This is a genomic window from Streptomyces sp. NPDC098781 (genome assembly GCF_044759995.1).
Lineage (GTDB): Bacteria > Actinomycetota > Actinomycetes > Streptomycetales > Streptomycetaceae > Streptomyces.
On sequence record NZ_JBIWAK010000013.1, the window covers coordinates 184,746 to 193,976 of the forward strand.

8 protein-coding genes are annotated in these 9,231 nt (G+C 65.3%); 5 read left to right on the plus strand and 3 right to left on the minus strand.

Going from position 1 to position 9,231, the window contains the following annotated elements; translation table 11 throughout:
• Window positions 1-20: 20 nt before the first annotated feature.
• Window positions 21-410, minus strand: coding sequence for a hypothetical protein (locus ACIQWG_RS38350; RefSeq protein WP_404104959.1), 390 nt, complete (start codon window positions 408-410; stop codon window positions 21-23).
• A gap of 245 nt (window positions 411-655) precedes the next feature.
• Window positions 656-1,015 carry a hypothetical protein gene (locus tag ACIQWG_RS38355; RefSeq protein ID WP_404104961.1) on the minus strand — a complete coding sequence of 120 codons (360 nt, stop codon included), beginning with the start codon at window positions 1,013-1,015 and terminating at the stop codon, window positions 656-658.
• A gap of 638 nt (window positions 1,016-1,653) precedes the next feature.
• On the opposite strand from ACIQWG_RS38355, the gene ACIQWG_RS38360 reads away from it, so the two are divergent.
• Window positions 1,654-2,070 carry a hypothetical protein gene (locus ACIQWG_RS38360; RefSeq protein WP_404104964.1) on the plus strand — a complete coding sequence of 139 codons (417 nt, stop codon included), beginning with the start codon at window positions 1,654-1,656 and terminating at the stop codon, window positions 2,068-2,070.
• Between the two features lie 176 nt (window positions 2,071-2,246).
• Window positions 2,247-2,693 (plus strand): hypothetical protein, encoded by a 447-nt coding sequence (locus ACIQWG_RS38365; RefSeq protein WP_404104967.1) that lies wholly within the window; start codon window positions 2,247-2,249, stop codon window positions 2,691-2,693.
• Window positions 2,694-2,760: 67 nt separating this feature from the next.
• Here the strand turns inward: ACIQWG_RS38365 and ACIQWG_RS38370 are convergent, their stop codons facing one another.
• A complete protein-coding gene (locus tag ACIQWG_RS38370; protein ID WP_404104997.1) occupies window positions 2,761-4,593 on the minus strand; it encodes an AMP-dependent synthetase/ligase in 1,833 nt (610 codons plus the stop codon).
• Between the two features lie 759 nt (window positions 4,594-5,352).
• Between ACIQWG_RS38370 and ACIQWG_RS38375 the strand changes: the two genes are divergently transcribed.
• The 3 genes from ACIQWG_RS38375 (at window position 5,353) to ACIQWG_RS38385 (ending at window position 9,228) form a co-directional block, all read left to right on the plus strand.
• Complete coding sequence (locus ACIQWG_RS38375; RefSeq protein ID WP_404104970.1) at window positions 5,353-5,913, plus strand: DUF6924 domain-containing protein; 561 nt, start codon at window positions 5,353-5,355, stop codon at window positions 5,911-5,913.
• Between the two features lie 620 nt (window positions 5,914-6,533).
• Entirely contained in the window at window positions 6,534-8,621 is a 2,088-nt protein-coding gene (locus tag ACIQWG_RS38380; protein ID WP_404104972.1) for an AAA family ATPase, read from the plus strand.
• Between the two features lie 187 nt (window positions 8,622-8,808).
• Window positions 8,809-9,228, plus strand: coding sequence for a Dabb family protein (locus ACIQWG_RS38385; protein WP_404104975.1), 420 nt, complete (start codon window positions 8,809-8,811; stop codon window positions 9,226-9,228).
• The last annotated feature ends 3 nt before the right edge of the window (window positions 9,229-9,231 follow it).

The window sequence follows — 9,231 nt, forward strand, 5'->3', positions numbered from 1 at the left end:
GGCTGGAAGCAGGCGCCCAATCACCGTTGGAGGTGTCGTTGTCCGCGGTGTGATGGATGACGTGGACCGTCCCGCGTGATCAAAGTGCCGTGTTCCTGGCTGGCGGCGCTCATGATCAAGTTGCGGATCAGAGTTCCGTTGAGGTCGGTGACCAGTCCGTACCCCTGGTCAACGGTCTGGTCGGCTGTGCTGCGGTCACGGGACATGGCCATCCAGCCGCCGTCCGTCATGAGCCAACCGTACTCGGGACGGTGTCCGATGACGGTGACCACGACGGACAGGGCCAGGTCCTGGAATTGGCTCACGCCGAGGCCGGCCATGACCAGGTCGAGGAAGACGTAGTTTCCGGCGCGGACCTCGGTGACGCCGGTCAGATCAGTTGCCGCGTGGGCGGTGGGGCTGGATCCCACGCTGACGGTGGCCACAGTGAGGCCAGCGTCGTGTAGCCGCTGCGCGGCGGTGACGGCGACGTCGCGCTCGTGCTCCGCAGCTTTTCGCTGGGCATCCAGGCTCGGGGTGAAGTAGGACTCGCCGGCGTGGACCAGTACACCGGCAAGGCTGCTGGCTTCGGCGAGGGTCCGGCCGATGTGGACGAATGAGGGGTCCTCGACGGTTCCTCGACGGTTACGCCGCCTCGGTGACCGTCGCAGTCGACCTAGATCAGGGTGGGGATGGCGAACCTGGCGGCAACGGAGGCGTCGCGGACGACCCGGGCCTGCTCGATGCTGTCCAGCAACACGGTCACTTTGATTCCTTGCCGCAGCAGGGCGGTGATCCGGGGCAGCTTGTGCGGGTCGATGCCGACCGCGTAGAGGATGTCGGTGTACCCGCCGTCGGCGAATGCCTCGGCCTCGGCCAGTGTGGACACGGTGATCGGACCGGGGGCACCTCCGTGGACCAGAGACGCGACCTCCAGGGACTTGGCGGTCTTCAGGTGCGGCCGCAGCGAGACGCCGAGTTCGTCGACGCGAGCGGCCAACCGGGCGATGTTGCGCTGTGCCTTGGCTGCGTCCAAGACTGCGAAGGGCGTGTCCGGGGCAGCAAGGGTGAGCCTGCCGAAGCTCGCTGCAGCGGGGGTGGTCGGGTGGCCGACGGTGCGGTCAGTAGTCATGGGCTGGTGTCCAGTCTGTCGCGGAGGGCGAGACCCAGGTACAGGTCCTGAAGGCCGATGCTGGAGCTGTCGAAGACGGCGACGTCCTCGGAAGACCTCGGCCGGGTGCCTGTGCGGTGAGCACGTCGCCGAGTTGGGTGACGGGCGCATCGGAAGGGGCGTGCTGCAGCCCGCCCAGTCGGTGGGGCCGGCTGCTCAAATCACAGAGGCGGGCGAGGGGCAGCAGTTCGACTGCTAACTCCCGTTTGCCGGGGCGTCGGCGCCCATACGCGATACCAATTCTAGACAGAAGTTCTATTCCATTGCAGAGGGTCTCCGTCCCATGCCAAAGGTGCCGGCCAACGGCGACGGGAGGCGATCCCTGACCCTGTTGTTTCGTCAGCTGATGCCCGTGGCCCTGACCGGTCCGGATGCCGAGAAGCCTTCCTGGGGTGAACCGCGCAGCGACATCCCACGTTGGGGCGAGCGAAGAGCGCATGACCCCTGTGAGGGTGGGGACGCGCGTGAACGTTCCAGAAGGGTCAAGGAAGTTGCGAAATTTCATGGAACCCAAGCGACGTACGTGGCTTGCTGCGAGTGCTGCGACGATCCTCGCGGCTGTTGGGATGGTCGGGGCGACGGCGTCGCCGGCCGCCGCCACGCCGGCCTTCCCGTCCTTGCCGGCCCAGACCGGGCTTGAGCTTTGCGCCGCCGGCAACTACGACGTGCGGCTGACTGCGCGGTACACGGACCCCAAGTTCGGCGGCCTTCACTTCAACTCCGTGACGGTCACTCCCGGTCACTGCACCACGATAGGTGTCACCACGGGCACAAGCCTCAGGGTCAACGTCCGCAAGATGCCGTCGGACACGACGGTCGGCCCGATCTTCACGTACACCACTGACCGGTGGATGCGGATCAAGGCTGTGGGAACGAACGAAGCACCGCGGATCGAGCGGTACAGCACCCCCATCGTCTAGTCGGGACGCGCGGGGACGAACACCGAGGCCGGGTGCGAGACAGCTGGATTCTCGCACCCGGCTTTTCGTGTCTCCAAAGCCTTTCGAAGCACACGGTCCTGGTGAACCTTCGCGTCTGATCGCCCGTTGATCGCAGTAGGCGGTAAAGGTTCACAGGAAAGGTGTGGTGCGCAATCGTGGCCTCGCAGGACCGCCGGTATCTGCCCGTGTGGGGGGCGACAGCCGCCGTGTGTGTGGTGGCTCTGGCCGTCGTGACCCCCGCGAAGGGCAGTGATGACGCCGTCGAAGTGGGGCGGACCTGCCGGACCAAGCTGGCACCGGAGTTCGACATCTCCTGCGGCTCGTACGGCTTCGGAGACCTGCGCTACGCCTGTCCGACGGCGGCGCATGTTCCCGACTGCCCGCTGACACGGGCGCTGACGATCCGCAACACAGGAAGGTCTGCGGTGTACGTGGCCTCGATCAGCGGGCCTCGGCAAGGGGTCCGCAAGGTGAGTGAGGAACGCCTCCTGCCCCCCGGCGAGCGGCGCACCTACCGCCCGGGCGGCGACATTCTCTTCGACATCACCTTGCGCGGGACGGGAAGCGATCCCGCTACCCTCCAGGTGGACGCCGTCGAGTAACACCGGCCGCCCGTTGCGTGGCGCGCGGTGCACCTATGCTCCGGTCATCCACGCGACGAACTCGAGTTCAGTTCACGTACATCCGTCTGATCTCTGACGCGTATCGGCGCATGACTTCCTTTCGCCTCACCTTCAGAGTCGGGGTGAGTAGGCCTTCCTCCTGGGTGAAGGGTCTGGGGATGATATAGAACTTGCGGATCGACTCGGCTCGGGAGACATGAGAGTTTGCCGATGACACGGCTCGCTGGACTTCCTTCATAGCGTTGGAGGCCATGAGTGCGTCCTCCGGTGTCTGCCCGCCCCTGCCGTGCAGCGACAACCAGTGCATCATTGCCTCCTGGTCCAGAGTGATCAGCGCCGACACATAGGGGAGATCGTCACCCACGGCAACGCACTGATCAATGAATGGGTGGTCCCGTACCCATTGTTCGAGTGGTTGTGGTGACACGCTCTTTCCGCCGCTGGTCACAATGATGTCCTTCTTGCGGCCCGTGATGGCAAGATATCCGTCGGCATCGACGAAACCCAGGTCGCCGGTGGCCAGCCAGTCGCCCTTGAGGACCTGTTGCGAAGCGCTCTCATCGTTGAGATACCGACGGAAGACCTGTTCCCCCCGCAGCATGATTTCGCCGTCCTCGGCGATGTGCACCTGAATGCCCGGAACAGGCCTCCCCACCGTGCCGAACTTTATCTTGTCATGCGGATTGCAGAAGGCTCCGGCGCAGGACTCCGTCAAACCATATCCTTCATGGATCTTGATCCCTGCGCCGTAGAAGAAGAGGCCGACTTCTCGCTTGAAAGTCGAACCACCGGAGATGACATTCTTCACGCTCCCGCCGAAGGCCTCACGAATCTTCCGATAGACGAGACGGTCGTAAAGGGCACGCCGCAGTCGCAGCAGAGTGCTCGGTCCCGTGCCGTTCTTGAACTTGCGTCGCTCGATCGCCTCGGCATAGGCGACGGCCACCGCGACGGCCCGGTCGAACAGCGCTGAACGCCCCGCTGTTTCGGCCTTGCGCTCCGCCACCTTCAGAACCCGCTCGTAGATGTGGGGGACGGCGAGGAGGAAGGTCGGCCGGAAAGATGCTAGATCGGACATGAGGCCCGCCGCGGTCATAGTGGTGTTGTGGCCCAGGCGAACCGAGCCACGGACGGCGCACACTTGCACCGTACGGCCGAAGACATGCGACAGCGGCAGGAAGAGCAGCGTTGACGGCTCGGCGCCTCTTCGCAGATCGTGGATGATGTCCCAGGCGAGTTCGAGCATGCTGTCCGCCTGGGCTGCGAGATTCCCATGGGTGAGTACACATCCCTTGGGCTTGCCGGTGGTCCCCGAGGTGTACACGATGCTCGCCGTCGCCTGCGGTCCGACAGCCCGGCGCTGCCGCTCGACAGTCTCGTCGGAGATGTACAGTCCGGCCTCCATCAGAAAATTCACCGCTCCAGTTTCGAGTTCCCAGAGAGCGCTGAGCCGAGGAAGCTTGTGCATCACCGAACCCACGGTCATGACATGATCCTCGTTTTCCACGATGCAGGCAACGGCGCCGGTATCGGAAAGGATGGTGGCCACCTGATCCGGAGATGCCGTCGGGTAAATAGGTACCGAGATCACCCCGATCGTCCACATGGCGTAGTCGAAGAGTGTCCACTCGTAACTATTGGCCGCCATGATGCCGACACAGTCGCCGAAGCTGATTCCCGAGGCGATCAGCCCCTTGGCGACGGCGACGACGTCATCGCGGAACTGGGACGAAGTGACGTCGTGCCATGCGCCGTCGATCTTTCGAGTCAGTTGAATGAAATCAGGTTGCGAAAGAGCGTTGGAGAATACTGTGTCGGCGAGGCCACCGCCTTCTGTGTGCTGCACAGTGCGGGCCGAAGAACTGACATAAGTTCGCATGGCGATGCCTAAGGGTGTCGGGTGAATGCCGGCCAAGGAACTGACCGCTGCCGGTGCGTCCGAGATCGCGGCCACGCCACCACCGCGAGATCCACAATGTGTAGATTGCGGGCGTGCTGGTCACCTGTGAGTAGCTGAGGCGTGCGGCTTCTCCATCGGCTCCGTATGCACCAGGCGAGACTCGGGGTCAGGTTAGAGAGACTCGCTTGTCGAACCCTTGTGGGTCCGCTTGCCGTTGGGCCCGGTACCGTCGGTCCGCTGCGTCTGTGGGCGTCGCAAGAAATTCGCCTCGGTGCGCGACGTGGATCAGTGTCCTGGACGCGGCGCAGGCAACAGTAGTATTGCCTGGTGATTCTTGGGCGATTGAGCAGTGCGGCACTGATGTTGTCGGGCGTGGCAGGGGTCGTGGTGCCAAGGAGCGTCGGCTCCAAACTCGACCTGATCGCTGGGAGTGCGCGCGGCATTGCGGAGACACGGGCAGGCTTGGGCGGTACATACGCGGCACTGGGCGGCTGGGCACTCGTCAGCCGGGAAACCGCGGCCGAAGTCGCCGTAGGAGTGACGTGGTTGGGCGCAGCCGCAGTCAGGCTGGGGTCACTGGCACTCGACCGCCCACGGACCGACGTCAAGTTCTGGACCTATCTCGGCGTGGAAGTCGGTTGCGGCACCGCGTCTTTGGTCTCGGCTCGAACCCAGAGGCACGCCCGCTCGTAGCACCGGTGGGTAGAACGTCCTGCGCGGGAATGGAGCCGGCACCGAATGACCAACGAGCAAGAACGACCGGACGACAGCGAGGGCGGCAGTCACCATGCTGCCGCTGGGAACCAGAGCGGTGCCGGGGTTGAACCCACCTCGGTCGCCGACCAGTCGCCAGCGACTGTCACGCCGTCCACCAGCGAGCGGGTCATCCTGCTGCCCCCGACTGCGAGAAGCCTGGCTATCCGTACGGACTTCTCGGACCAGGCGACCTGGAACAAGCTGCGCCTTGCTCTCGTGGCGGTGAACGACGATGAGGAACCGGGGTCCTTCCTGCACATCCTGGAGGATCCCGTGTACCACGACCTGACAGCCGCGGAGATCGTCTCCTCGGGGCGCAACGACGGTGACCATGGGTATGTGATCCTGCTGGACCGTGAGTCGATGACCTGCCCGGAGCACCCCGTACTCCTGCTGGACCTCGACGAGGAACCGTCCCGGACCTTTCGCGTCGCTGCCCCGCACCTGTCCACCGTGGAAGCCAACCTCCTCCTTGCGAACATGGACTTCGCCGACTTCGCGGACGCGGCCGAAGGCAGTGACGGTGTCTATTGGCCCGAGTGACGGGTGACAGACCGCTCCGGCCCTGAACGCCGGGTTTGTTTTGACGAAGACGCTGGTCTGATGGGCCGTGATGATGTGCTGCCGAAGGGCGAGTCGGGTCTGTTTCGCGGGAGTTCCCGGTAAGCGCAGCGTGGTTGGCCAGAATGGGTTGTGCGCTTCATGGATGACATGCCTTCCGCTTGCCGGGGCGTTCGACCCAGCCGTCATCCTGCGGCGCACGCACTTGTCCAACCAGGCCCGCCGTAACCAGGGTTTGTCAAGGCCACCTTGACAGGCTTGGACCGCCGTTCGCCGCCTGAACTGCGGGGCTTGCGGTGGAACGTTTCTTCGAGCAAGGTGCGGGGGGCGTTCGCACGTGCCGTAGTGCGGGGTGCCAAGGCGTGTTGGTGTGGGCGATTCCTCGGCGCGAGTACCTGCCCTTCAGCCCTCCAGAGCCCAGAGAGGCATTAAATTCGGCCAACGGCATCGCATACATTGGGCCATCTGTGGCGTCACAAAGGCGGGAGAACACACATGGATCTGACTCCTCCGATCAATGACCGTATCCCCCGCCGTCTTCTGTGCAGCCTGTCTCGTCACGAGGCTGTGCCCGGGTGCCGCGCCGCCGGTGGGAGACTGTGATGGATGCGCGTCAGGAGCACGTGGCGGCCTCCGGGGCGCGCTCGTTGGGGCAACGGTTGCAGGAAGCGCGTGCTCGGGCGTTTGTCGGCCGCGATGCGGAGCTGGCGGGGTTTTCCTCAGCGCTACGAGGCGATCCGGGCTCGCCCTCGGTCATATACGTCTACGGACCCGGTGGTATTGGGAAGTCGTACCTGCTTCGGCAGTGGGCCCAGCAGGCACGACAGGCGGGCCGCACGCTCGTGGAGCTCGACGGGCGATTCGTCGGCAGAAACCCCGCGGACTTCGAGAAGGCGGCGGGGTCCTTGCTCAGCGATTCCGGGAGCGTTCTGCTCGTCGACACCTTCGAGCAGTGCCAGTGGCTGGAGGCGTGGCTGCGTGACCGATTCCTGCCCAGGATCTCCGATGGGGCGCTCGTCGTGGTCAGTGGCCGGAAAGCACCGGCGGCGGAGTGGGCCGTCGATCCCGGATGGGTCGGGATGCTGCGGGTGCTGGAACTCGGGCCGCTCACTACCGAGCAGTCGCGGGACCTGCTGATCGCGAGCGGTGTGGATTCCGTTCGGCACGGGCCTGTCATCCAATTCGCGGGCGGGTACCCTCTCGCGCTCTCCCTGGCCGCGGCGGTGACGTCGGTGCGGCCCGGCGCCGCCGCGACGTGGAAACCATCGGCAGAGGTTGTCCGGACCCTGCTGGCGGGGCTGGTCGGCGAAGTGACCTCGGCGTCTCACCGTCGCGCCCTTGAGGTCGCCGCTCAGGCACACAGCACCAGCGAGGAACTCCTGCAGGCCGTACTGCCGGACGAGGATGCACACGCGCTGTTCGACTGGCTGTGTGGTCTGCCGTTCATGGAGACGGCGGCGCAGGGCGTCTATCCGCATGACGCCGCGCGCGAGGCACTCGCCGCGGACCTGCGCTGGCGCGCCCCGAACGCCTTCGTCACGATGCAGCGCCGACTGCGTGACGAGTACCTGCGCCTGCTGCGCGGCGCTCCCGACGAGCAGGTGCTGTTCGCGCTCGGACAGATCTTCTTCCTCTTCCGCGACGTGAAAGCACTCGCGGACATCTACACCTGGTCCCGTCGCGGGCAGGTGCACGACGACCCGTTGCGCCCAGAGGACGTCGACACACTGCTCCAGCTCGCAGCCGAGGCGGAGGGTGAGAAGTCGGCCGAGCTCGTCCGCTATTGGATCAAGCGGCAGCCCAAGGCCTTCAGCGTCTACCGGCTCATGGACACCGGGCGGACCGTCGCGTTCTCGGCCCGCATCGTGCTGCCGGCACCGCCCGATGAGGAGGACGTCGCCACCGATCCCGTCGTGGCCACGGCCTGGAGCTTCGTGGAGCGCAGCGCGCCCGTCCGGCCCGGGGAACACATCGCCTTGACTCGTTTCGCCATCTATCCGGAGGCCTATCAAGCACCCTCTCCGGTCCTCAATCTCGATCACTGGAGATCGCTCGCGGAGGCCTATCGGGGTGAGAGCCGGGGCCGGGCCCACGGCATCCTCGTCTACCACGACGCCGAGACATGGCGGGGACGGCTGGCGGCGATCATGACCGAGGTGGACGAGGAGGTGCGGGTCGGCGACCGGTCATACACCCTGTTCGCCAACGACTGGCGCCAGGTGCCGTTCGAGACATGGCTGGACCATGTGACGAGTGCGACCGTGGTTCCCTCCGGCCCGACTCCAGGACAGCCCGGCGACTTCCAGGACCCCAACAGAGCGCCCACGCCGACACGTGAAACTTTCAACGCTGCGGTCCGGGAGGCCCTGCAGAACTGGCGGAACCCTCGGATGTTCGAGGCGACGTCGCTGCTCGAATCGCGTCTGGTGGCGGGCGCCGACGATCCGGCCGCCGATGCGCTGCGCGCTGTGATCCAGGAGGTCATCGACAAGCTGGGTACGGAATCCAGAGGCGTCAAGGCGTACGATGTTGTCGTGGCCACATATCTGGAAGGTGCGCCCACACAGGAAGTGGCCGCCCGCCGGCTCGGGCTTCCTTTCGGCACCTACCGCCGCCATCTACGCACCGGCCTCGAACGAGTGTGCGACATGTTGTGGGAGATCGAACTCTACGGCAAGCCGGACGGCTGACTGGACGGTCTTGGACAGCCGTGAGCAGAAGTGGACAGTCTTGGGCAGGAGACTGATCTGGCGACTGGACAGTCCGTGCGTCCAGTCTATGGCCAGAGGCGCCCGAACCCCTCCGTTCACCACCTGCCGAGCGGTCGGCGTCGTCACTGCTCACTGACGCCAGCCACTGCACCAAGGGAGAGATGTCATGATCTACCACCAGATCCGCATCGCCATGAAGCCCGACGCCCCCAAGGACCAGGTCGATTACGCGCTGGAGCTGCTGCGTCAGCTCGGCCGCGAGCTCGACGTCGTCGAGCAGTGGGCCGTCGGCCGCGACTTCGGCGGCGAGTTCGAGTACGGCGCCGTCTACCTGCTCAAGGACATCGACGCCTACCGCACCTACATGTACGCCCCGCTCCACCGCAAGATCGACGCGGTCGGCCTGCCCCTGGTCAAGAACATGATCTCCCAGGACCTCACCGACGACGAGGACCCCGAGATCGGCGCCAAGATCGCCAAGGTCCACACCGACCGCTTCACCGACCACCCCGAGATCGCCGAACTCATCGAGGACATCGGCTCCTACGAAGGCAGCGGCGCCCCCAGCAGCGACCCCACCGCCTGACAG